At 32.2% G+C, this 24,277-nt stretch carries 20 protein-coding genes, 2 tRNA genes and 2 riboswitches; of the genes, 7 read left to right on the forward strand and 15 right to left on the reverse strand.

Translation table 11 applies throughout. The features are described 5' to 3' along the window. Positions 1 to 61: 61 nt before the first annotated feature. From HXZ74_RS02995 to tyrS, 3 genes are all read right to left on the reverse strand, one after another. Positions 62 to 1,813 carry a glycoside hydrolase family 20 protein gene (locus HXZ74_RS02995; protein ID WP_286473781.1) on the reverse strand — a complete coding sequence of 584 codons (1,752 nt, stop codon included), beginning with the start codon at positions 1,811 to 1,813 and terminating at the stop codon, positions 62 to 64. Continuing rightward, positions 1,785 to 2,327 (reverse strand): glycoside hydrolase family 20 zincin-like fold domain-containing protein, encoded by a 543-nt coding sequence (locus HXZ74_RS03000; RefSeq protein WP_286473783.1) that lies wholly within the window; start codon positions 2,325 to 2,327, stop codon positions 1,785 to 1,787. The genes HXZ74_RS02995 and HXZ74_RS03000 overlap by 29 nt, the downstream gene beginning before the upstream one ends. A 136-nt stretch (positions 2,328 to 2,463) precedes the next feature. Next, a complete protein-coding gene (gene tyrS, locus HXZ74_RS03005; protein WP_114998074.1) occupies positions 2,464 to 3,759 on the reverse strand; it encodes a tyrosine--tRNA ligase in 1,296 nt (431 codons plus the stop codon). A 129-nt stretch (positions 3,760 to 3,888) separates the two neighbouring features. On the opposite strand from tyrS, the gene HXZ74_RS03010 reads away from it, so the two are divergent. Genes HXZ74_RS03010 through HXZ74_RS03020 form a run of 3 tightly spaced genes read left to right on the forward strand, consistent with a single transcriptional unit; the run spans position 3,889 to position 6,881 of the window. After that, positions 3,889 to 4,791, forward strand: a complete 903-nt coding sequence (locus HXZ74_RS03010) for a CorA family divalent cation transporter (protein WP_286473785.1) — start codon at positions 3,889 to 3,891, stop codon at positions 4,789 to 4,791. 6 nt (positions 4,792 to 4,797) lie between these two features. After that, entirely contained in the window at positions 4,798 to 5,799 is a 1,002-nt protein-coding gene (locus HXZ74_RS03015) for an NAD-dependent epimerase/dehydratase family protein (RefSeq protein ID WP_286473787.1), read from the forward strand. Positions 5,800 to 5,813: 14 nt separating this feature from the next. Continuing rightward, the gene (locus HXZ74_RS03020) at positions 5,814 to 6,881 is read left to right on the forward strand and encodes a diphosphomevalonate decarboxylase (protein WP_280062364.1); all 1,068 of its coding nucleotides are present in this window, start codon (positions 5,814 to 5,816) and stop codon (positions 6,879 to 6,881) included. Positions 6,882 to 7,145: 264 nt separating this feature from the next. Here the strand turns inward: HXZ74_RS03020 and HXZ74_RS03025 are convergent, their stop codons facing one another. Beyond that, a complete protein-coding gene (locus HXZ74_RS03025) occupies positions 7,146 to 8,048 on the reverse strand; it encodes a ketopantoate reductase family protein (RefSeq protein ID WP_286473789.1) in 903 nt (300 codons plus the stop codon). 89 nt (positions 8,049 to 8,137) lie between these two features. After that, positions 8,138 to 9,292, reverse strand: coding sequence for a hypothetical protein (locus HXZ74_RS03030; RefSeq protein WP_286473791.1), 1,155 nt, complete (start codon positions 9,290 to 9,292; stop codon positions 8,138 to 8,140). 190 nt (positions 9,293 to 9,482) lie between these two features. Between HXZ74_RS03030 and HXZ74_RS03035 the strand changes: the two genes are divergently transcribed. Beyond that, on the forward strand, positions 9,483 to 10,910 hold the full coding sequence (locus tag HXZ74_RS03035) for an amino acid permease (RefSeq protein ID WP_038337169.1): 1,428 nt from the start codon (positions 9,483 to 9,485) through the stop codon (positions 10,908 to 10,910). A gap of 68 nt (positions 10,911 to 10,978) precedes the next feature. Here the strand turns inward: HXZ74_RS03035 and trxA are convergent, their stop codons facing one another. The 5 genes from trxA to HXZ74_RS03060 form a co-directional block, all read right to left on the reverse strand. Next, the gene (trxA, locus tag HXZ74_RS03040; protein WP_084106970.1) at positions 10,979 to 11,335 is read right to left on the reverse strand and encodes a thioredoxin; all 357 of its coding nucleotides are present in this window, start codon (positions 11,333 to 11,335) and stop codon (positions 10,979 to 10,981) included. Between the two features lie 234 nt (positions 11,336 to 11,569). After that, positions 11,570 to 12,205, reverse strand: coding sequence for a suppressor of fused domain protein (locus HXZ74_RS03045; protein WP_038337160.1), 636 nt, complete (start codon positions 12,203 to 12,205; stop codon positions 11,570 to 11,572). Positions 12,206 to 12,289: 84 nt separating this feature from the next. After that, positions 12,290 to 12,362: transfer RNA gene (locus HXZ74_RS03050), tRNA-Met, on the reverse strand. A gap of 6 nt (positions 12,363 to 12,368) precedes the next feature. Continuing rightward, positions 12,369 to 12,441, reverse strand: a tRNA-Met gene (locus HXZ74_RS03055). Positions 12,442 to 12,590: 149 nt separating this feature from the next. After that, on the reverse strand, positions 12,591 to 13,742 hold the full coding sequence (locus tag HXZ74_RS03060; protein ID WP_286473793.1) for an LOG family protein: 1,152 nt from the start codon (positions 13,740 to 13,742) through the stop codon (positions 12,591 to 12,593). Between the two features lie 127 nt (positions 13,743 to 13,869). Then, positions 13,870 to 13,956: riboswitch (adenosylcobalamin-variant (AdoCbl-variant) riboswitch) on the forward strand. A gap of 129 nt (positions 13,957 to 14,085) precedes the next feature. On the opposite strand from HXZ74_RS03060, the gene HXZ74_RS03065 reads away from it, so the two are divergent. Continuing rightward, positions 14,086 to 14,499 carry an acyl-CoA thioesterase gene (locus HXZ74_RS03065; RefSeq protein WP_114998110.1) on the forward strand — a complete coding sequence of 138 codons (414 nt, stop codon included), beginning with the start codon at positions 14,086 to 14,088 and terminating at the stop codon, positions 14,497 to 14,499. 119 nt (positions 14,500 to 14,618) lie between these two features. After that, positions 14,619 to 15,995, forward strand: coding sequence for a tryptophanase TnaA (gene tnaA / locus HXZ74_RS03070; RefSeq protein ID WP_180905739.1), 1,377 nt, complete (start codon positions 14,619 to 14,621; stop codon positions 15,993 to 15,995). 40 nt (positions 15,996 to 16,035) lie between these two features. Here the strand turns inward: tnaA and HXZ74_RS03075 are convergent, their stop codons facing one another. The 5 genes from HXZ74_RS03075 to HXZ74_RS03095 form a co-directional block, all read right to left on the reverse strand. Further along, positions 16,036 to 17,469 (reverse strand): M28 family peptidase, encoded by a 1,434-nt coding sequence (locus tag HXZ74_RS03075; protein WP_286473795.1) that lies wholly within the window; start codon positions 17,467 to 17,469, stop codon positions 16,036 to 16,038. Positions 17,470 to 17,594: 125 nt separating this feature from the next. Further along, entirely contained in the window at positions 17,595 to 18,077 is a 483-nt protein-coding gene (locus HXZ74_RS03080) for an inorganic diphosphatase (protein WP_038336778.1), read from the reverse strand. 30 nt (positions 18,078 to 18,107) lie between these two features. Beyond that, a complete protein-coding gene (locus tag HXZ74_RS03085) occupies positions 18,108 to 20,645 on the reverse strand; it encodes a DUF5686 family protein (protein WP_286473797.1) in 2,538 nt (845 codons plus the stop codon). A gap of 76 nt (positions 20,646 to 20,721) precedes the next feature. Continuing rightward, positions 20,722 to 21,699, reverse strand: a complete 978-nt coding sequence (locus HXZ74_RS03090) for a pyruvate dehydrogenase complex E1 component subunit beta (protein WP_114998120.1) — start codon at positions 21,697 to 21,699, stop codon at positions 20,722 to 20,724. Positions 21,700 to 21,858: 159 nt separating this feature from the next. Continuing rightward, positions 21,859 to 22,113: a TM2 domain-containing protein gene (locus tag HXZ74_RS03095; RefSeq protein WP_114998123.1), complete on the reverse strand. Its 255-nt coding sequence runs from the start codon at positions 22,111 to 22,113 to the stop codon at positions 21,859 to 21,861. A 174-nt stretch (positions 22,114 to 22,287) separates the two neighbouring features. Beyond that, positions 22,288 to 22,430, forward strand: a riboswitch (cobalamin riboswitch). Between the two features lie 34 nt (positions 22,431 to 22,464). Between HXZ74_RS03095 and HXZ74_RS03100 the strand changes: the two genes are divergently transcribed. Further along, positions 22,465 to 24,273, forward strand: a complete 1,809-nt coding sequence (locus HXZ74_RS03100) for a TonB-dependent receptor plug domain-containing protein (protein WP_286473799.1) — start codon at positions 22,465 to 22,467, stop codon at positions 24,271 to 24,273. Positions 24,274 to 24,277 lie beyond the last annotated feature (4 nt).

A 24,277-nucleotide genomic window follows, 5' to 3' on the forward strand; every position in this document is an offset into this window, starting at 1 on the left:
TAGTTTTCAAAACAAAAAGCAAGCTCTTGTAGCTTGCTTTTTTGGTTTGACTATTTTGTTTTTATTCAACCGAAATTTCATCAATAAATAACCACGCTTTATTTCCTGCACCAGCTTGTCCATCTGGAATTATTCCTAAATTCTCAATCACTAATTTAAGATATTTCGCTTGTTGCTTTTGTAAATCAATCTTCATTATTCCATTTGATTTTTCGATTTCAGAAGATGAAATAGTTTTAATTTCTTTAAAATCTTTTCCATTATCCGAAATCAACACTTTAACAGATTTCGGAAGATAAATCCAACTTCCTTTGCGATCTAAGGTAGAAAATTGAATAGTAGAAAACTCCATTTTAGTTCCGAAATCTATTGTTACAATCACATCTTTTCCAGAAAAACCTAACCAAGATCTCCCATGATTTTTAAGACTACCTTTTATTCCATCCACCAAAGTAGACGCTCCTCCAACCGAATACGCTTCGGCAGGTTGATGTTCTAATGTGATTTTTTTGGCTGTTGATTTCGTAATAACAAAATCCTGAGAAGTTGTTGCGCTTACTTTTTTTCCATCTTCAAAATAAGCTGATTTTACCGTTTGAGATTTCGTAATTTCTAACGGTTTTTGATACACATTCGAATTAATCGTTGGCTCTGAACCATCTGTTGTAAAACGAATTCTTGAAGGTTCATTCGCCGAACTCAACTCATATTTTATCTTTCCATTTTGCTCAACAGAAGCCTTTCCATCCACTTCATAAATTGCCGTACTATGTTTGATTCCTTTTTCATCTAAAATCGCAAAATGACGAATTACACGATTCTCAAAATTCTTGTATTCATCAGGTTTTGAAGTTCCCCAAGCAACTTCTGAAAGTGCCATCATTCGAGGAAAAATCATATGTTGAACATGCGGACAATCTAAAATATATTCTGTCCACAAATTCCCCTGTGTTCCCCAAATATACTTCGCTTCTTCTTTAGTCAGTTCTTTCGGAATAGGATTATAGGCATACACTTTTTGCAAGCGTAAATTTCCACCAATAGACAAAGTTTCAGTTTCCGGATTTCCTTGATAATAATCAAAATAATTGGTAGAAGTTGGCGTCATAATTGCCTTGTGTTTTGTTTTCGCTGCATGAATTCCCCCTTCAATTCCTGTCCAACTCATCACCGTTGCATTTGGTGCTAAACCTCCTTCAAGGATTTCATCCCAACCAATAATTTGCTTCCCTTTACTATTGATGTATTTTTCCATTCGTGTGATGAAATAACTTTGCATATGCAACTCATCTTTGATATTCAGTTTTTTCATCAAATCTTGCACAAAAGCACTTTCTTTCAAGCGTTTCTTTGACACCTCATCATCCCTAATATGTACATTTATATATGGAAAAAGCGCAATTACCTCATCCATGACATCTTGCAAAAATTGAAACGTTTCTTCTTTTGGACAAAAAATATCTTCCGAAACTCCCCACGTTTTCCACACTTCCAACTTCTCATTCGTACAACCAAAATTAGGATATGCCGCCAACGCAGCCTGCGCATGACCTGGCATTTCGATTTCTGGAATAACATCTATATGCAATTTCGCTGCATAAGCCACTACCTCTTTTATCTGTTCTTGCGTGTAAAATCCACCATATTTTTTATCATCAAATTTCATATCCGAATACGCACCAACCTGCGATCCATTTCGCCAAGCACCAACTTCTGTTAACTTTGGATATTTCTTAATCTCGATTATACAACCTTGATCATCAGTCAAATGCCAATGAAATTTATTATATTTGTAAGCCGCCAAATAATTCAAATAATTTTAGACCACATCTAACGTAAAAAAATGACGAAAAAAGATCTAAATGCATTCCACGATACGCAAATTTTGGTTCATCTTTTATTTTGAGATAAGGTAATTTGAGATCCTTTTTATGTTCTTCAATTAATTGTAAAAGTGTTTGTATTCCAAGAAAAATTCCTCGATTTGTAGGCGCAGCAATCGAAATTCCATTTTGATTGATATCCAACTCATAATATTCTTCATTACTATTTTCTGGAGCAGCCAAGTAAATTATATTAATTGTATTATCGAAATTGTTAGAAGTAGTTTTCGTTAGATTTTTTCCCGTAATTGATTTGAATTGTTTCATCAAATAATCTATTTCAGGAAAATTTGGATCTGGATTAATCGTGATTTTATTTCCTAAAACAAAAGTTCCTTTCTTCAATTCTAATTGTTTAGGTTGAGGAATAAAACTATTTTGAGCAAAAGTAAAAGAGGAAACCACAAACGCAGCCAATAGAGAGAAAAACGGAAGTTGTTTCATGTGTTAATTTTTGATAATGACTAAGATAAACTTGTTTTATCAAATAACAACGACGCAACGAGCAAAAAACAATCAAAATAAAAAAGCAAGCTGAATTCAGCTTGCTTTCTATTTTGGAAATGTTTTATCTAAAAAATTATTCAACAATTAAGATGAAATAATTCTTTTTACCTTTTTGTAATAAAACATATTTATCTGCGATTAAATTTTCTGTTGTTAACACAAATTCTTCCGCTACTTTTTCTTTGTTTACAGAAATTGCGTTTGCTTTTAATTCACGACGCGCTTCTGAATTTGATTTTAAGAAGCCTGATTTTTCTGCTAAAGCAGTAACAATATCCAATCCCGCTTCGATATCAATTTTTGCAATAGTTGCTTGAGGCACACCTTCGAAAACTGATAAGAAAGTATCTCCGTCTAATTCTTTTAAATCTTCTGAAGTTGATTTTCCGAATAAAACTTGAGATGCTTTTTCTGCTTTGCGTAATTCTTCAACACCATGAACTAAAATAGTAATTTCAGTTGCTAATTTACGTTGTAATTCACGTAAATGTGGTTCTTGACGATGACGCTCGATTAAATCATCAATCGCTTCTTTTTCTAAGAACGTATAAATTTTGATGTAACGTTCTGCATCAGCATCCGCTTGATTTAACCAAAATTGGTAGAATTTATAAGGAGAAGTACGGTTTTTATCTAGCCAAATATTTTCGCCTCCTTCCGATTTTCCAAATTTAGTTCCGTCCGCTTTAGTTGTTAATGGACAAGTAAAAGCAAAAGCTTCACCTTGTACTGTACGACGAATTAATTCTGTTCCTGTTGTGATATTTCCCCATTGATCAGAACCTCCCATTTGCAATTTTGCACCTAATTCTTTGTACAAATGTAAATAATCATATCCTTGAATCAATTGATATGTAAATTCTGTGAAAGACATTCCAACATTCGATTCAGAAGAAAGTCTAGATTTTACAGAATCTTTCGCCATCATATAATTTACAGTAATGTGTTTTCCGACATTACGCGCAAAATCGATGAACGAAAAATCTTTCATCCAATCATAGTTATTCACCAATAAAGCTGAATTTCCATTATTTGTATCAAAATCTAAGAAACGAGACAATTGTGCTTTAATTCCAGCAACATATTTATTCAATGTTTCTTCGTCTAATAAACTTCTCTCTGCCGCTTTACCAGTAGGATCACCGATAAAACCAGTTGCACCACCAACCAAGGCGATTGGACGATGACCGTGACGTTGCAAATGAACCAATAAGAAAATAGGAACCAAACTTCCCACGTGAAGAGAATCTGCTGTAGGATCGAAACCTACATAACCAGAAGTCATTTCTTTATTTAGTTGTTCTTCTGTCCCTGGCATAATATTGTGAACCAGTCCTCTCCAAGTCAATTCTTCAATTAATGGATTCATAGTATTTTAATATATTTTTTATCTAATTTTTACAAGATACAAAGTTATGATTTTTCAGTAGATTATAAATGATCTGTCAAAATAAAACTTATTTGATATATTTATTTAAAATTTGAATAAAAGGAATACATGCAAACACTTTTCGAGAACGAAAAATTCAAATGGATTAATTTACAAAATCCTACAAAAATTGAGTTGAATGAAATTGCTACAAAATATTGTTTTCAGAAATTAACGATTGAAGATAGTTTGGAGCCTGGGCATTTACCTAAATATGAATCAGATGATTCAAAAGTTTCGTTTTTGTTAATTCGTTTTTTTGATAAAGAACACCGTATGTTGAAAAACACTGTTCGAGAATTTAGTCATAAAGTCAGTATTTACATCGGAGCAGATTTTATTGTGACTGTTCATCAAAAGGAAACGGATATTTTCGAGAAAATTCAGAAAAAATATTTAGCGAATACTGATCCTTCTAAAATCATTATCAAAGGAATTTTGTATCGTATTATTTCCGAAACCATCAAAACGTATGAAGAACCAGCATATCAAATGGACGAAGAAGTCAATCAACTCGAGCATTTGATTTTTACGGATGATTTTAGAAAAATCAAACTTCCTACCTTATATAAAATCAAACGAGAAGCCACAGCTTGCAAAAAAATATTAGATTATACGCTTGAAGCACTGAAAGAATATCGAGCGGATAACAAAAAGACAAGTTCATCACAGGATTTGTACGAAGAAAACGTAAAAATGTTACACTTGCATTCACAAATTGTAGATGACGTACAAAGTTTGTTAACAATTTATCTTTCCTTAAATGGACAGAAATCTAACGAAATCATGCAAACGCTTACCGTTTTTTCGGCATTTTTCTTACCCTTAACTTTTATCGCTGGAATTTATGGAATGAATTTCGATTTCATGCCTGAATTAAATTACAAATTAGGCTATCCAATTTGTTTACTTGTCATGTTATTAGTGGTAATTTTTATTTACTTTTGGTTCAGGAAAAAAAAATATTTATAATTCAGTATGATTTTCGTAACGGGAGGAACAGGTTTGGTTGGCGCGCATTTGTTGGTAGAATTGGCAAAAAAGCAACAACCTATTCGTGCTTTAAAACGAAAAACATCGAACACAGCAACCGTCCAAAATTTCTTTGCGGAACAAAATGCTTCGCAATTTTATCAATTTATTCATTGGATTGATGGTGATTTGTTGGATGTTACTGAACTTCCGAATTTATTAGACGGAATCGAGACAATTTATCACGCTGCGGCTTTTGTTTCATTTGATGAACGTCAAGAAGAAGAAATTTTCAATACGAATATTTTAGGAACTGAGACTTTGGTAAATGAAGCGATTGATTCTGGCGTGAAAGAATTTTTCTTCATCAGTTCTATTGCTTCGATGGATGATTTGAATCCTTCAACTAAAATGATTGACGAACGTTCTGGTTGGAACAATAGCTTGACACATTCTTCTTATTCTATATCAAAATTTAGAGCAGAAATGGAAGTTTGGCGTGCTTCACAAGAAGGGATTAAAGTTATTATTGTTAATCCTGGTGTAATCATCGGAACATTGGATACTAAACGTGCAAGCGAAAGTTTGTTTCAACAAAATTCGTCAAAAAGCGATTATGCTCCTTCGGGCGGAACTGGTTTTGTTGATGTTCGCGATGTCGTGAAGATTTTTTTAGAATTAATTAATCAACAAGTTTACAATCAAAAATTTGTGGTAATTTCTGAAAATAAAAGTTACCGAGAAGTTTTTGATTTTGTTTCGATTAATAGCAAACGTTCAGTTAAAAATGTTTCGAATACAACCTTGAAAATCATTAAAAATCTATCTATTTTTAGTCGAATTTTTGGTGGAAAATATATGACAAAAGCGAATTATTATTCGTTAACAAGTTATACCAAATACGACAATTCTAAAGTTAAAAACTTGCTTCAATACGAATTTATTCCAATCAAAGAAGCAATTGATTATCATTATAAACGCTTTCAAAAGCTGAATTCTACAAAATAGTTTACTTTTGTTTTATGGAACAACAATTCATTTCAACACTTTCAATAACTGCTTCAGAATTAAAATCAGGAAGCGTTTCTGCTAAAAGTCCATCAAATATTGCGTTGGTAAAATATTGGGGAAAAAAGAAAAATCAAATCCCTACAAATAGCTCTATCAGCTACACATTAACAAATAGCTACACAGAAACTGAATTAAAATTTTCGCCAAAAACGTCAGATACTTTCGAAGTTGAAGTTTATTTGGAAGGTGAATTGAAAGAAAGTTTTGCTCCAAAAATCATTACTTTTTTCGAAAGAATTACAACATATATTCCATTTTTGAATCAATTCAAATTTGAAGTTCACACACATAATTCTTTTCCACATAGTTCTGGAATTGCTTCTTCAGCTTCGGGAATGTCGGCAATGGCTTTGTGTTTAGTTCAAATTGAGAATATTCTTGGCGCTAATTTATCTGAAAAGGATGCTTTGAAAAAAGCTTCTTTCTTGGCTCGTTTAGGCTCTGGAAGTGCTTGTCGTTCGGTTTACAAAGGTTTGGTTGAATGGGGCGAAAATGATTTTATTGAAGGGAGTTCAGATTTATTTGGAACAAAATATCCTGATGCTGAAATTCATGATGTTTTCAAAACTTTTCATGATACCATTTTATTGATTCACGAAGGTCAAAAATCGGTTTCTTCTACTGTTGGACACAATTTGATGAATGGACATCCATACGCAGAATGTCGTTTTGTGGAAGCAAACGAAAACTTGAAAGCATTATTGCCAATTTTAAAATCTGGCAATATCAAAACATTTGGAGAATTGGTAGAACACGAAGCGTTGACATTACACGCGATGATGATGATGTCGAATCCTGCATTTATTTTGATGAAACCAAACACAGTTGCAGCTTTAGAAAAATTGTGGGAATTCCGTCGTGAAACAGGAAATCATTTGTATTTCACTTTAGATGCTGGTGCAAATGTACATTTATTATATCCTGCGCAAGATGCGGAAGCCATTGAAATCTTCATCGAAAATGAACTGAAACAATTCTGTCAAAACGGAAATTATATAAAAGATAAAGTGAGTTTTTAATCGCTTCTAAAACAAAAAAGCAAGCTACAAGAGCTTGCTTTTTTAGTTTGACTATTTTTGTCATGTTGAATTCATTTCAACATCGCATATTTTATGAGAATCTGAAACAAGTTCAGATTGACAACGATTTCTTTTAATTTTTTATCTATCATCCCAAAAATAACCAAACTCAAAAAAACACTCATTCCTATAACAACGATAATATTTCCTAAAGAAATTTCAAATAAAAAAGTAATCCAAAATTGAATGACTTTATGACTATTTTTAATATGTTTCTTCGATTGATTTTACCATATTATAAATGAACTCGTTGTAAGGTGTCGGAATATTATATTGTTTTCCTAAACTGATAATTTCGCCTGCAAATTCATCCACTTCCGAATATCGTTTTGCTTCGCGATCTTGTAACATCGAAGTTTTACCAAATTCATCCACAATTTTCATCGTAGATTTCATTCGATCCACTTCTTCTTGACCAATTGCAACTCCATGTGCATTCCCAACTGCAAGAACCTCATTAGAAATCATATCCATTAAAACCTCGAGATGTTGATTGGTACGAAATTGTCCATATGGAAACTCCAACAAAAACGTCAATTGATTTCCGACAACATTTACCAAATATTTCGCCCATTGTGCTTTCTGAATATCATCCGATAATTGATTTGGAATTTCAGCAACATTCATCAATTCATGTAAATCGATTAATTTATCATGATTAATTGAATCCATTTTCCCAAAAATAATTTTTCCTATACTCGAAAACGTCACGCGATTATCAACTTTTACTGCATCCATATACGCAACCGCATTCACCACACGATCCCATCCAAAATGATCTGCCAAAACACGTTCAGAAGAAATTCCGTTCATCAAACTTACAATCATTGTGTTTTCACCAACAAAAGGCTTCATATCTTCTATCGCTTGCTGTAAATGCGAACTTTTAACGACTAAAAATATATAATCTGGATAATTATTATCCTCGATTTTTGTGACATAATTAAAATCATACGCTTTATCATTCACAAAAATTTGAGATTTTTCGTATCGATTTTTTCGCTCCTCATCTACAATTACACTTACAATTTCTGGATTATATTCATAAAAACTCGCTGCATATTTTGCTCCTAAAGCTCCCAATCCAAGAAAATAAATTGATTTCATTTTTTTGTTATTTAGAAGATAAATTTAAAATAAAATCAGCAACATTTACGAATTTAAGTCTTTGAAAAAAGTAATAATTTCGGTTATAATTAGTTTTGATAAACTTTTGACAATTCTTTTGGATTGAGATACAAAGAATAAATCAAATTACGCAAATCATCAAGATTTGAGCTAGAATCTACAGCTATTTCATTGTCTTTTTGAAAATTCTTTTTAAAAACATCATACAATTGATTTATTTTCTTCCAATTATCTTTTGCAGCAGTTTTTTCAACAGATTTATTGTTCGCCGATTTTGCTAATTGTGAAGGCGTTTTCTGAATCGCATCAAATAAAACATATAAATTATTGACATGATTGATATAATTGTATGTTTCGTTTACAGCAAAATAATTCAGAAGAATTTTCTCTTCATCCGAAATTTTCAAGCTCGAAATTAACTTCATTTCCTCACCCAACCATTCATAAGCCGACAATCCAATTTGAGAAGCATTTGGCGTCACAACCATTCTTGGAATTGGTTCTGCATTTGCAATTTTATTTAAAATAAATTCTGTTTTTTGATTCAAAACATCCAATCGATTATTTGCTGGAGCAAGACATTTCAAAGCATAATCGCAATTATATCCTAACGTAATTATCTCCTCAAGTTCAGAAAAAATATCGGCAGAAGTATCACTGTTGAAACTCTCAAAATTTTGCAAACTATTATCTTGGTATTTCTCTTTAAAATCATTCATAGAAGAATAATCTTTTTTCTCAATATCCCAAATGAGATTAAAATTAAAAGCAAAAACATTCACAAATTGCATCGTTTTACTTTGAGGATTTTCATCAACAAATTTTTGATACACTTCTACTTTAGGTGATTCTGTATCATAATCATCCATCAACGCAATTAAAAATCGTTCGTTGATTGGAGTTTTCGTTCCAAATTTCTTTCCAACAGATTTTTTTAATTTCTCTTTATAATCAACAAAATATGATTTTTGATTATCATTCAACACAAAATAAACTTCGAGTTCAGAAAGAAGTCCAACTTTCTTACCTAATTCGATATTATTATCCAACAAATATTTTTCGAAAGTAGAATAATCAATTCCTTTTTCTTTCGTTTTTTCTAAAATCGTATCATCAGGATAAGCTCTCGAACCAAAAGGCAAAGAATACAAAAAAGGACCATCTGCAAAAAGTTGAACAGAGGTAAATAGAGTCAATAGAAAAGTAAAAAGTAGTTTTTTCATAAGGTTGATTTTTATAAAATTAGAAATTTTATTGAATATTTTTTCAAGTTTTAGATGATTTAACATGAATAAAAAAGCGTTAGAAATCATTTTCTTAATATTAATTCAAACAAGACAATTCTTCAAATTGTTCTTTTTAAAAATAGTTTTTACATATATTTAACAAATTAATACATCACACGTGAGTCAAATAAAAAATACCGAGGAAAAAGAATTGCAAAGAGGTCTTACAAACCGACATATTCAATTGATTGCTTTAGGTGGCGCGATTGGAACTGGTTTGTTTTTAGGAATTGGACCTGCCGCTGTTTTAGCTGGACCATCTGTTATTTTAGGTTATGCAATTGCAGGAATTATAGCCTTCTTCATCATGCGTCAATTAGGAGAAATGGTTGTTAACGAACCTGTTTCAGGAAGTTTTAGTCATTTTGCATACAAATATTGGGGATCTTTTGCTGGATTTGCTTCTGGTTGGAATTATTGGATCCTTTATGTTTTGGTAAGTATGTCCGAGTTGACTGCGATTGGAATTTATGTGCAATTTTGGTGGCCAGAAATTCCATTATGGGCGTCAAGTTTGTTCTTTTTTATCGTGATTAATGCATTGAATTTAGGCTCTGTAAAAATGTTTGGTGAAGCTGAATTTTGGTTTTCTATCATCAAAGTTATTGCGATTATTGCGATGATTATTTTTGGAGCTTACCTTTTAATAAGCGGAACTGGAGGTGAACAAGCAACAATACAAAACCTTTGGAACAATGGAGGTTTTTTCCCGAAAGGTTGGTTATCTGGTAATAGTGAAGGCGGTTTTAGCGGATTATTTGCCGCAATGGCTCTTATTATGTTCTCTTTTGGAGGTTTAGAATTGATTGGAATCACAGCTGCTGAAGCTAAAAATCCTGAAAAAACAATCCCTAAAGCAACTAATCAAGTAATTTATAGAATTTTAATCTTCTATGTTGGCGCATTGATTATCTTATTTTCGTTAGCTCCTTGGGAAACGATCACGGATAAAAGTAGTCCTTTTGTAATGGTTTTTGAGAATTTGAATCATTTGAAACTAAATATTTTTGGCAGCACAGTTGATTTTTCAAGATTGATTGCCAACGCACTAAATATTATTGTCTTGACGGCAGCTTTATCTGTTTACAACAGCTCTGTTTACAGTAATAGTAGAATGCTATATGGTTTGGCAGAACAAGGAAACGCACCTAAATTCTTGAAAAAATTAAACAAAAATCACGTGCCTGTTATGGCGATTTTAGTTTCATCTTTTTTCGCTGCGATTTGTATTTTGATTAATAAAATAATTCCAGAAAACGCCTTCCATGTATTAATGTCTTTAGTGGTTTCTTCATTGGTAATTAACTGGATTATGATTTCGATAACCCATCTTAAATACCGTAAACAAAAGAATTTAGAGAATACAAAAACATTATTTCCATCTTTCTTGTATCCTATCAGTAACTACATTTGTCTAATTTTCTTATTTGGAATTTTAGTAATTATGTGGTTTACAGGACTTAAAATTTCAGTAGAATTAATTCCAGTTTGGTTGATCTTCCTTTACATCGCTTATCGAATTGTAAAAGAAAATAAAAAGAAAAATTCTTTATAAAAAGAAACAAAAAATCCGCTCAATGAGCGGATTTTTTAATCGACTTTGGTTGCAAAGCAAACCTTTTTTTAAATATATTTTTTGATTTCTGTAACCAATTGTTCTTTTGGTCGTGCTCCACTTTGTTTCCATAATAATTCACCATTTTTGAAAATGGCAAAAGTCGGAACTCCTTGCACTTGATATCGTGCAGCTAAATCTTGATATTTATCAACATCCACTTTTAGGATTTTGACATCATCTCCCAATTCTTCTTTCACTTGTTGCAAAACTGGACCCATCATTTGACAAGGACCACACCAAGTTGCAAAAAAATCTAACAAAACTGGTTTATCTGAATTAATAATTTCTTCGAAAGTCATTGTTTTTGATTCTTCTTTGTTATTTGATTGATTTTTATTTCGGTTGAATAAATTTTTAAACATCTTTATTTTTTCTTCTTAAATATACTAAAAAAAGCACTTCCGAAGAAGTGCTTCATAATTAGCTTTACTAATTATTAACCTAACCTATGAAAAATTTATTCTACTGTTAGTGCTACTAACATTTAGATATAATCAAAACAAATACCAAGTTTAAAATACTGACAATCTGTTTTTTACATTTAACATAATTTAAGAAATAGGTTAACGTAAATATGTTTTATTTTAGAAATTCTACTATAATTCACACACAAATTTTGGATTAACTGACTTTATTTCAGCTATCACTGACATTATTTCTTCTTTGGTTGAATTATCTTCCAACCTTTTCAATTGTTCCGAATTCAAACCAATCATTTGTATAAATGTAACTTTTCCATGCGGCGTATCAATTTCATCTAAATCATCATCCTTGATAAAAGCCAAACCAACAATGTCCGTTTCCGAATCTGTACGAATTGGACCTCCTAATGGTAAAAATTGGTATTCATCAAACCAAACTTTTGTTTCGTTCACGAATCGTCCCAAATTATTCATTAATTGAACCACCCAAAAAGGATCTTCACCATTATCATCTTTAACAGGTTTCACACGGAAAGAAAACTCAAATCCCCACTTACTAAAATCCGCTCCTACACTCTCTTCCGAATAGTATAAATGTGACATTCCGTAACTCACCAAATGATAATAACCATTGACATCAAAAACCGCAACTCCATCAATTGGATCATCACCTCCTTGAAAAGACATCACTTGAGGCGAATAAAAACGAGGCTCTAAAGTCCCATAAACTTCTTTTAAGCGATTTTCGATCGCAATTGCACCAACCGCTTGATCTGATTTATATTGTTTTTTGTATTCTTCTAAATTCATGATGCAAAAATAGTTTATCCAATCTTAATTCTCAGTTAAAGACATAAAAAAAAGAGAGTTTCTTGTTAGAAACTCTCTTTGTAGTAGCGAGGACCGGACTCGAACCGATGACCTTCGGGTTATGAGCCCGACGAGCTACCTACTGCTCCACCTCGCGATTTAGTAGCGAGAACAGGACTCGAACCTGTGACCTTCGGGTTATGAGCCCGACGAGCTACCTACTGCTCCATCTCGCGTTATTGGACTGCAAATATACGTTCATTATTTAAAATACCAAACATTATTCGAAATTATTTTATTTTATTCGGACAGAAAACAAATAAAAACCACATAAATTACTTTATTTAAAGAGCTTATGTGGTTTTGAATATTTTGAAATTATTTTTTAATTAACTTTAATTGGTGGATGATTTTCGATAAAATCGATTGCTAAATCAGAACTATCTGTTAAAAATAGTAACTCCTTATATGGTTTTCCTGTTGCCAATTGATGCAAAACGGAATAAATCGCTGTATCTTCTACATATCTTTTCTTACTCAAAAAAATCATTGGACTGTAATATCCTGAAGTTCCATAATGATTTTGCGCTGCTTCCTGAAAAATTTCTTGTGTTGTTCCAGCACTTCCAGGCGCATAAACCAAACCGAACAAACTAATTGTTAACAACATATCTTCTCGAATACTATTAGAAAAATATTTCGCAATATTCGTGGCAAATAAATTACTCGGTTCGTGACCATAAAACCATGTTGGAATTGCTAAACTTTCAGCACCATTTGGATAGATTTCTAAAACTTTTTTAGCATTCGTCATAAAATTCTTCGCCAAATATTCAGTTTTATCTTCATCAATAAAATCTAAATCAGCCAAAATACTAATCGCATTCATCAAATCTTCATCCGAATAATTTGCCATATACGCACCTAAATTAGCAGCTTCCATAATTCCAGGACCTCCACCAGAAACAACAAAATAACCTTTTTCAGTTGCTAATTTCGCCGCTTTTGCGGTTTCATTATAAAACTCCGAATTTCGTGCAGTAGAATGCCCGCCCATAAAGCCAACCACTTTTTTCTTCGTCATTCCATTATCATCATATTCCAAAATTCGACGCAAACCATCATCAATAGACAAATCGTGTAAACGTTGCGCCAAAGCTTCTGAAACAGACGGATTATATTTATGTTTTTTGAAATGTTTATAAATTTTAAGATCGATACTTTGGTCATTATTTGGATCATAACCATCCATCAACTCTTGCCAAGTGTACAATTTTCCACGATATGGATTATAGGGAACTGATTCAAATTTTGGATAAACAAACGCACCTTTTTCGATTAAATAGATCGCTTCATGTTGTTTAAACTTACAACCTAAAAACGATGTATTGCATAAATTATATTCTTCCCAATTGATTTCTTGACGCAAAAAATTAACATCTTGAACTACTTTATCGGTTAAATCTTTGGTTTGAGAAACTAATTCATTCCATTCTTTTAGGTTATGAACTAAATCTTTGATTGGTTTTATTTTCATTCTTTTTTCTTACTTCATTAAAAATTCGGAAAATGAATTTACACGAATTATTCCAAACCAACGAATTCGGTACAATAAATCTGCAAATTTTCATTTTTCTAATTTATATTTGCATCAAATTCGTGCTCAACTTAATGGGGAATCGTGTGCAAATCATGAACTGTCGCGCAACTGTAAATCAATATTTTTGACAAGTCAGAATGCCACTAAATTGAGTTAATAATTAACCAAAAACTTTCGCGAAAAAAGTAAAAATTATGTTCTATCAAATCATCAAACCACCACAAAAAAACATTATCAACTCAAAAATTAATAAAGAAAAGTAACGTGTAAATATATGATAATGGAAGTGGAAAAAACACCAAGAGAAGAGTTGATTGAACAACGTATCATCAATTCTGAAACTCGCATTTTCAAAGCTGTTTTTCCTGGAGATACAAACCACCACAACACAATGTTTGGAGGATCGGTAATGTATTTGATGGATGAAATTGCTTTTATGACAGCAACTCGTTTTTGTCGCAAACCTATTGTTACAGTAAGTAGTGACAAAATTGATTTTAAACACTCAATTCCCGCAGGAACTATCGTGGAAATGGTAGGAAAAGTGGTACGTGTAGGACGCTCAAGTTTGGATGTACAAATTGACGTTTTTATCGAAAGTATGTATCGTGACGGACGTGATAAAGCGATTTCTGGAACGTTTACATTAGTTGCAATTAACGAAAACAAACGACCAGTTCCTGTTATTGACTAACACGAGCTATAGAAAATTTTTAATCCTTTATCTTTTTGATAGAGGATTTTTTTATGATTTTCAATTAATAATTGATAATATTCTAAAGGTTTCTTAGTTTTACATTAAACACAAGAAAAATGGAATTACCTTTTGCCGAACCATTTCGCATAAAAATGGTCGAAGAAATTTATCAATCTACTCGAGAAGAACGCGAAAAGTGGATCGAAGAAAAAGATTACAACCTATTTAACCTAGAAAGCCACAAAGTATTTATTGATTTATTAACTGATTCTGGAACTGGAGCAATGTCCGACAAACAGTGGTCTGCAATGATGACTGGAGACGAAAGCTATGCTGGTTCTCAATCTTTCTTAAAACTGAAAGAAACCATTAATACCATCACGGGATTTGAGTTTCTTCTACCTACGCATCAAGGTCGTGCAGCGGAAAATGTATTATTTTCAGCTCTTGTAAAAGAAGGTCATGTTGTTCCTGGAAATTCGCATTTTGATACGACAAAAGGTCACATCGAATTTAGAAAAGCGCACGCAATTGATTGTACTATTGATGAGGCTTTTGACAGCGAATTGATTCATCCTTTCAAAGGAAATATCGATTTACAAAAGTTAGAAAATGTCTACAAAGAATACGGAAAAGAACAAATTCCATTTACATTAATCACTGTTACATGCAATTCTTCTGGTGGTCAACCTGTGTCAATCGAAAATATTCGTCAAGTTCGTGAATTGTCTAATCAATATGGAATTCCAGTCTTTTTTGATGGCGCTCGTTTTGCGGAAAATGCTTATTTCATCAAAGAAAGAGAAGAAGAATTTAAGACAAAAACTATTAAAGAAATTGTTTTAGAAATGTTTTCTTACGGTGATGGAATGACAATGTCTGCGAAAAAAGATGGTTTGGTAAATATTGGTGGATTTATTGCACTGAATAACGAAGAGCTATATAAAATATGTGGTAATTTTGGAATTATTTACGAAGGATATTTAAGTTATGGCGGTTTAGCTGGACGTGATTTAGCAGCTTTAGCACAAGGTTTACAAGAATCGACAGAATATTCTTATTTACAATCGCGCATCAAACAAATTGAATATTTAGGGAATAAATTAATTGAGTTTGGAATTCCAATTCAGCAACCAATTGGTGGACACGCTATTTTTGTTGATGCTGTAAAGTTTTTACCAAATGTAACGCGCGAAGAATTTCCTGCACAAACATTGGGAATCGAATTGTACAAAGAAGCTGGAATTCGTGGTGTAGAAATCGGAACTATTTTGGCAGATCGTGATCCTGAAACACGAGAAAATCGTTATCCAAAATTAGAATTATTGCGTTTAGCAATTCCAAGAAGAACTTATTTCCAAAGTCATATGGATTATATCGCGGTTGCGTTGAAAAATATTTTTGATCGACGAAACGAAATTAATTCAGGTTATGAAATTTCGTGGGAATCTGAAATTTTAAGACATTTCACTGTAAAATTGAAAAAGAAATAAATAAAAAATCCTTCAGAAATTCTGAAGGATTTTTTTGATATTACCATCTCCAATCGCCCGAAATACGAAGTGGAGTTTCTAAATTTCCTTTGATTAAGGCTTCTTTTATTTCTTGCTCGTTCCAACGTTTTGAAGGGATTTCTTTCAAATTACTCAAACGATACAATAAATAGGTTTCCAAAATCACATTATTTTTCAAACCAATTTCTTCGACATAATCAAATGTATCGCAATTTGCGTGATAACAATTTAAAGCACCTTTTGTAAATTGACTATCCGAAAGCCCAATAATAGGCACGCCTTGCAACATAAACGGTTGATGATCTGAATGTAAATCTACACTCGCAAATGTTTTCAATTTAAAATCTGGAATCACTTTTTGCACATCATTCGCATAATCAGTTAAAATGGGCAAATTACTTTCCATTGTCGAATAATACGACTTTGGATTTGTTGTCATATCCATGTTCGACATTGCTTTAATTTGATTGATAGAACCATCTTTCAACGCTTGATTGACATAATATTTAGAACCTATCAAACCAACTTCTTCGCCCATAAATAAAACAAATTCTATTGTTCGATCATTTTGAAGATTTAACTTCTTGTATGTTCTCGCAATATCCATTACAGAAAAACTTCCAACGCCGTTATCAATTGCTCCTGTAGCCAAATCCCAACTATCTAAATGTCCTCCAAGAACTATTTTCTCATTTGGAAATTTAGAACCGATTTTCTTTGCAATAATGTTGCGACCTTTCATTTGTCCAACATCATTTTTCATTTCGATTTTAGCGATTTCTTTTCCTTTTGATAGATCTTCTTTGATTTTCAATCCATCTTCTAAACTGATGTTAATCGCAGGAATTTTAATAATTTCTCCCGTTACAGAAGCCGTTCCTGTCAATAGAATTCCTCCAGCAGGACGATTAAACAAAATAATTCCTTTCGCTCCGTACTTTTCTGCTAAAGCTGTTTTTTCTGAACGATGTAGATTTTCTATTTCTTTTGGCGTTCCATCCAACAAACCAAGCGCAGCAAAAACAATCTTTCCTTTCACTTTATCACCAATCTTTTTGTAATCTTCTTCAAGTCCATTTCCCAAATCAATCAATTCTCCCGAAACACTAACATTTGCTGGCGAATGCGCCAAAGCAACGGCTTTTATAGGTTGATTATTGATTTTTAAATCTAAACTTTTACGATTCCAACCGCTAAATGTAAACTCTTGAAAAGACACATCATAACCATACGAACGCAACAAATTTGCTGCATATTCTTCTGCTATTCGTCCATTTTCTGTTCCTGTTGCACGATGTCCGATTGTTTCGGTTGCTTTTTTTAATTGTTGATAAGCTTCAGAATTTTGTTGTACTTCTTTGTTAATCAAGTCTAAAACTTGTTGATTAGTTTGAGCAGATAAACTCATGGTTGTAGAGATTAAACCTAGTGTTAATAAAAATTTCGATTTCATGTGTGAGTATTTCTATAAACTTAAAAATGTTTTTGGAAATAGTTGATAGAATGGGAGGAAAATTTAATCAAAAAAAATAGTCCTCAAAAAATGAGGACTATTTATATGAAATTATAAATTATTTCTTAGTGAGCTGGTACGAAACGCTCTCTTGCATCTTGCAATAATTGTTCTGCTTCTGCTTTATCACCGTACCCTTCAATTGTTGTTGTTTTATTTTCTAAGTCTTTATAAACTCTGAAAAAGTGCTCAACTTCTTTCAATGTATGAGGATTCATATCAGTGATGTTTTCTAATTGGTTCCATGTTGGATCAGCAACTGGTACACAAATTAATTTTTCATCTTGTCCTTTGTCATCAGACATTTTAAGAACACCGATTGTTTTTACTTCGATTACACATCCAGGAACAGTAGGTTCTGTTAAGAAAACTAATACGTCAATTGGATCTCCGTCTAATCCTAATGTATTTTCTACGAAACCGTAATCAGCTGGGTAGAACATTGGAGAGTATAAAACACGATCAAAACGGATTCTTCCTGTTTCGTGATCCATTTCGTATTTGTTGCGAGATCCTCTTGGGATTTCAATGATTGCATCAAAAGTCATTGTAATATTCTTTTTTTTATTATTTATTTTCTAAAAATTCCAATCTAAACCGATTGTGATGCCAAATTTACGAACATCTGGCAAATTATTATAATTTCCGCGCCAATTAAAATCAACTCGTATTGGTCTAATGTTTCCAAAACCAATGTTTTCGATTCCAAACCCATATTCGTAGTAGATTTGTTGATTCGGTGCAAAATATTCTATTGTCGAATGATTGATTGCTTTACTTTTTTCCGAAATATCTCCGTAAGCCGCTCTCAAGAATCCAACTTCTCTTAATTTTAATTTTTTGATTAATGGAACTTTATTCAAAATCCAACCGTTAAAATGATGTTCCCAGTTCATCGTTACATATTCGTCTGTTACAAATTCATAATAATCTAATTGTGAAAATGTACCATAAACTTGTCCGTAACTCTCATTTCCAGGTAACGCACTCATTAATGATAAAGGAACACCTTGAAATGTTTTTCCAGCTTCAACTGTCACTAATGATTTACCAAAAGATCCAATCAAAATTGGTTGTGTATATAAAAATTGTAATTTATCATATTCAAAATCTGAATTAATTACACCTTTCAATCCTTTTGTATAGCGCAACATTAACGTTGGTGCAAGTGTTGTCATTTCGTAACGATCAATTCCATATTGCGAATATTTTGCACCTGGACGAGCAATTACCGAAACACTTACACTTGAATTTGTTAAAGTTTCTTTAATCTGACCATTTTTTTCATATCCAATCGAGAAATGTTCTGCATCAGCTGGTTTAATTAATTGATAATTTCCATCAACACGAAATGTTACATTTTTCCAAGGTTCGATCGACGCATACACATTTGTCAAATTATTATTACTCAAAAATGTATTATCTCCTTGATTGATGATTGATGACGAAGCAAAACTACGGGTCATAATTCCGTCAGAAGCCGTTAACGTTGCAGCCAATTGTTCTACATCACGTTTTGTTCCGATACCGACTTGAAAACGATTATATTTATTGAACATGTAACGAAAATCTGCTCCATATTTGAATTTATCATCTCGAAAACCATATGCCAAGAAACCTTGCGCACGCCACATATCATTTTGCGAAAAATATGTACGAGCTCCAGCTCTCAAACGGAATCCTTCGATTTGGTTGTATCCAAAAGATGAATATAAATTCCCGATATCAATTGCATTTCCAACATTGTAATATCCAGAACCAAAAATCTCGATTGCTTTCACAATATTATTGAATTTTGGTACTTTATTTAATTGCTCTAATGTTTCGTAAATACCTTCTTGATCTTTCGTTAAAGCTTCAGGACGATTTTCTGCCCAAAACTGATTATCTTTTTCGTTAAGCGCAGCTTTTGCTGGATCTAATTTCTCGTAATAAAAAGCTTCGGGATGTGTTGTATCGAAATCGTAATTGTAATAATTCACCGTTTTATGCGCAAAAATTCCTTTCGCACTTTCCTTTTTACTCAACAACGACATATCCAACATCGCGTATTCTTTCTTTGGATAAAAAATAGAATCGTTTGGAATATCATATTCTAGATTCATGAAAATATTACGCACAAAATTCACGTTCATTTCTTTCGTTGTCTCCATCACAACTTCTTTCACCGCATAAGCATCTTTCGAAATATATAATTCTCCTTTAAATGTCAACTCTCCTTCACGACGCGGATAATATTTGATTCGATAAGATTCTACTCCATCTACATCAACAGTATCTTTCAATTCGTAATCATAAACAGCGAAACCATCTGTAGCAATTGGACTCACAAATTTGATGTCTAAAATATTGATACGATTATCATAAATATCAATATCACGGAAAAGATTTTTTACCGTAGAAGCTACCACTTCATTTTTCTCGAAACCTGATGTTTTATTCGCAATTAATTCTCGACGCTCCTTTGTTGAAGGTTTATTAATTCCCGCAACATTGTAAATGGACTCATTCAAGAAAGCTGGTAAATATGTTTTTCCGTTGATAGAAGAAGTATCTACTTTCTCGAAAACAAACTCCATTCCTTTAAAAATCTTACGTTTCATAAAAGTTGAATCGATATTACTAATATCAAATTGCAACTTTTCGTATTCATCATATTGGTAATGTGGCGCTAATTTTAGCCCATTTTTCTTTTTACGCTTCCATACTTCACGCAAAATAGCATAAGCAGGATTTTCTTTCTTTTTAAGACGTTTTTTCTTTGCCGAAACAACCGCAGTTTGTAAATCTACCGTTCCGTCATCTTCTTCGGAAGTATTGTCTTCTGCTAAAAATAATTGAGCAATAAAATTATAATCGATTTTATTTTCGATTACATAATCAGAAGTTTCGTATCCATTTTTTGATACGACAATTTTATTTGTATTCGAACTAGATTCGATATAAAAAGTACCATCAGAGTTTGATGTTGCACTTACTTTAAGTTCTGGTAAACGAATATCTGCGTAAGGAATAGGCTTCTGAGTTTCAGAATCGATGACCTTTCCTTGGATTTTTACTTGCGCGTGCACAGACGCTAGAACAACTATAAAAAAAGCTGTTATATAACTTTTCATCAATAAGATTTGGTTAAAAAAATAAAGTCTAGCAAAATGTGTGCTAGACTTTACAAATATAGTTTATAAATCTTAATTATTTATACATCACAGCTTTTACAGCCTCAACTACATCTTTTGCATTAGGAATCCAAGTCTCATACAAATTTGGAGCATAAGGCGCTGATGTATCTTTTGTTGTGATACGTTTGATTGGTGCATCTAAATAATCGAATGCTTTTTGTTGAACCATATACGTAATTTCTGAAGCAACTGAAGCGAAAGGCCAAGCTTCTTCTAAAACTACCAAACGATTTGTTTTCTTAACAGATTTGAAAATTGTATCATAATCTAACGGACGAACTGTACGTAAGTCAATTACTTCAACAGAAATTCCTTCTTTTGCTAATTCATCAGCAGCGATGTAAGCTTGCTTAATAATTTTCCCGAAAGAAACTAATGTTACATCTGTACCTTCACGTTTGATTTCTGCTTTACCAATTTCGATTGTGTATTCTTCATCTGGCATTTCCATTTTATCCCCATACATCTGTTCAGATTCCATGAAAATAACTGGATCGTTATCACGAATTGCAGATTTTAATAAACCTTTTGCGTCATAAGGATTTGAAGGAACAATTACTTTAAGACCTGGTACATTTGCATACCAATTCTCAAAAGCTTGTGAGTGTGTTGCACCTAATTGTCCTGCAGAAGCAGTAGGTCCTCTAAATACAATTGGACAGTTGAATTGTCCTCCTGACATTTGATAAATTTTTGCAGCGTTATTGATAATTTGGTCAATAGACACTAATGAGAAGTTGAATGTCATGTATTCTACGATTGGGCGACATCCCGTCATTGTAGATCCAATTGCGATTCCAGAAAAACCAGCCTCTGCAATTGGTGCATCAATTACACGTTCTGCTCCAAATTCGTCTAACATTCCTTTCGAAGCTTTGTACGCTCCGTTGTATTCTGCTACTTCTTCTCCAATTAAAAATATAGATTCATCGCGACGCATTTCTTCACTCATTGCCTCTGCGATTACTTCTCTAAATGTTTTTATAGCCATTTTATGCGATTTCGTTCTTTATTATATTTTTTCCTAAAGCAAATGTAATAAAAAACTTGCGAATTATTTAAAACGAATTCATTCAATAAAAAAATCCCAAAATAATCTAAAGTTATTTTGGGATCGAAAAATATTTAAAAAAGAATGTAATCTCTATTTTTAGAACCAGCCTTTGTGTCCTTTTACATAAGTTTCATCAAACTCTTCATCAGATTTTGTTAAATAAATAATTCCTTCAATTAATCCTGTAAGAGAACCTACCGCTCCGCATGTAACAAGACTTAAAATTAATTGAATTGTTCCTTCTTTTGTATATCCTAAATAAAATTTATGTACAGCGAAAACGCCTAAAATAATTCCTAAAATTCCGGCAATAAGTTTTTTCTCTGATTTGTACGGTTGATTGTTTTCCATAGTTTTTAAAGTTTAAATAAATAATTGTTTTGTTGGTTACAAATTTAATTTGTCCATCTTTCTTAAAAATCACTAGATATAATGATTTTGAATATTGTACAAATAAAATAAATCTGATCTTAATTTAAGGTTAACGATTTAACAATCTACTTATTATAAAATCAATCGCTTTTCTTTACATTTGCACAAAATGGTGCTCAACGAGTGAGTTAAAAGGGAATTTGGTTCAATTCCAAAACTGTCCCCGCAACTGTAAATTCTAACATACTTTTTGTAAAAGAATAAGTCAGGAAACCTGCCATTGCTAACAAATTAATAGAAAATGTTTTCGGAGGAAAAACAGATTTTAGTATGAAAAAACTTTTTCTTTGTTTTAATCTTATCGCTGGAATTGCTTTTGCACAGACGGATACCATCAATTTGAAACCTTTGATTTTGAATGATGCTTTTCTTAAAAATCATTACAAATCTCAAAGTATTATCAAACTAAATGATAGTATTTTAGAGCAAAATCCTAATCAACTGACGCAAGTTTTACAAGCGCAAACGCCAATTTATTTTAAAGAAAATGGACGAGGAATGGTTTCTTCACCTTCGTTTCGTGGAACTTTAGCTTCGCACACAGCTGTGATTTGGAACGGAATAAATGTCAATTCGCAAACTACAGGACAAACTGATTTTAATTTATTTGCAAGTAATTCGTTTGACGGAATTTTAGTAAAACCTGGTGGCGGAAGTATTGCGTACGGAACAGGTTCTATTGGTGGTACAATTCATTTGTTGAATAAATTTGAGTATGACAAAGGTTTACAGCAAAAAATCAATTTAGGATACGGAAGTTACGATACGTGGTCGGGAAAATATCAGTTGAAATATAGTACAGAAAAATTTAGTTCTTCAATCGATTATGAACGCAATCAATCTGATAATGATTATAAAATTCCGAATCACATGAAGAAAAATTTGAACGGGAAATATTATTTCAATACGATGAATGGAAATTTTGGGTATAAAATTAATCCTAAAAATGAATTGAAACTTTATTCGATGTTCAACTTTGGAAAGCGCGAATTTCCTTTGGTTGATATTGGTTCAACGCCTTCTGGATACAAAAATCAGGATTATCGTTTGATGACAGAATGGAATTTTGATCCAAATGAAAAGTGGCAATCGCAGTTAAAATTAGCTTATATTCGAGAAGAAAGCAGTTATTTCAACAATATTCACAAATCTTATTCGGACGATTTACAGGTTGATAATTATATTTTAAAATATTATCTGAATCATCGATTGACCAATAATTTCGAGCTTTCGCTTTTATCGGAAGCTAATTATAATCAAGGAAATGGAAATAATTTGACCAAAAGTGATCAAAATTCTATCAACTTTGCCTTAATCGCGAAGCATAAATTATCAGATTTTTTGGAATACGAAGCGAGTATTCGCCAAGATTTTTCTGATACGTACCAAAATCCATTTATTTATTCGTTAGGTTTTAATTATAGCCCAATACATTCGTATCAATTGAGAGGAAATGTTTCTAAAAATTTCAGAAATCCAACGTACAATGATTTATTTTGGAAAACTGGCGGAAATCCAGATTTGAAATCAGAATCAGCTTATCAATTTGAATTAGGAAATGATTTTATCAGCAAAAATTTAAACATTCAAACCAATATTTTTTATAATAAGTTGAGTGATATGATTCAATGGATTCCGAGTTCGCAAAACAGTTCTTATTGGGTTCCTGTGAACATCAACAAAGCAGAAACCTATGGTTTTGAAATGATTGGAAATTACAAATGGAATGCGTTTAGTTTCAATACAATTTATGCGTATACCAAAACAAAAAATAAATTTAAAAATAAGGAATTGATGTATTCGCCAAATCATAAATGGACGGCGAGCGCACAATACACTTACAAACGTTTATCTGCTTTTGTACAAAATATTTATACAAGTAAAGTTTTTACTGATTCAGAAGAAGAAAGAACACTTGACGGATTTTGGCTAACGAATTTAGGTTTAAATTATACGATTTCACCACTTTATAGCGTTTCTATGAGAGTGAATAATGTGTTTAACCAAGAATATCAAACGCAAGAAAACCGTTGGCAACCAGGCACAAATTATAACATACAAATACAAATAAAATTTTAAAAAA

It is taken from the genome of Empedobacter sp. R750 (genome assembly GCF_030324345.1).
Classification (GTDB): Bacteria; Bacteroidota; Bacteroidia; order Flavobacteriales; family Weeksellaceae; genus Empedobacter; species Empedobacter falsenii_C.